Genomic DNA, 962 nt, shown 5'->3' on the forward strand with positions numbered 1-962 from the left:
TCTTAGAGCCTGATCCGAAACTAAGTTGAGTGGTATCAGCGGGTTAGCTTGACGCTCGCCGCAGTCGTTGATTCATGGGTTTTGCAACAAACTTCCGGAGATCAACGATGTGGACCGATACCACTCGGGCGCAATATGCCCGCGCGGGGTTGACTTTGCCAAGCGATTTGACCGATGCCGAATGGTCGGTGCTCGAACCGTTCTTGCCGCCCCCCTCCCACGTGGGCCGTCCGCGCAAATGGTCGCTGAGACGGATTGTCGAGGCGATCCTGTATCTGCTGCGCGGGGGGCTGCCGTGGCGAATGCTGCCGCCCTGCTTTCCGCCGGTCTCGACGGTTCGGCGCTGGTTTTACCTGTGGCGCGATAACAAACTGTGGCTCTCGCTCAATCATACCCTGCTGTTGATGGCGCGTGAAGCGACGGGCCGCGAGGCTTCGCCCAGTGCTGGCGTGATCGATAGCCAGAGCGTGAAAACAACCGAAAGTGGCGGACCTCGCGGCTTTGACGCGGGCAAGAAAATTAAGGGACGCAAGCGCCACATCCTCACCGACACCGAGGGCCATTTGGTTCATGCGGTGATCCATACCGCCGACATTCAGGACCGCGACGGCGCGCCGCTGGTCCTGCGTGAAATCATCCACCGCTTTCCATGGCTGCGCCATGTCTTTGCCGATGGCGGCTATGCTGGCGACAAGCTCAGGGAAGCGCTCCGGCGTATCGGCAAATGGACTGTTGAGATCGTCAAGCGATCCGATGTTGCAAAAGGCTTCGTGGTTCTTCCGCGCCGCTGGGTCGTCGAGAGAACACTCGCTTGGCTGAACCGCAACCGCCGGCTCGCCAAGGACTTTGAACAGACCATCGCATCGGCAACTGCATGGCTCTTCATAGCCTCCATCCAGCTATTCGCGCGTCGAATCGCAAGACTATGAAACGTCATCGGATAATTATGAATCAGGCTCTTA

Annotated in this window: 1 protein-coding gene; it reads left to right on the forward strand. The window is 58.7% G+C overall.

Translation table 11 applies throughout. The annotated features are described in order from the left end of the window. Positions 1 to 107: 107 nt before the first annotated feature. Complete coding sequence (locus tag K9B33_RS22915; RefSeq protein ID WP_224551422.1) at positions 108 to 929, forward strand: IS5 family transposase; 822 nt, start codon at positions 108 to 110, stop codon at positions 927 to 929. Positions 930 to 962: the final 33 nt, after the last annotated feature.

This window comes from Sphingobium sp. 3R8 (assembly GCF_020166615.1).
Taxonomy (GTDB): domain Bacteria; phylum Pseudomonadota; class Alphaproteobacteria; order Sphingomonadales; family Sphingomonadaceae; genus Sphingobium; species Sphingobium bisphenolicum.

Coding starts and splice junctions, on each gene's coding strand:
- K9B33_RS22915 (WP_224551422.1), top strand. CDS start 108: ATGTGGACCGATACCACTCGGGCGCAATATGCCCGCGCGGGGTTGACT.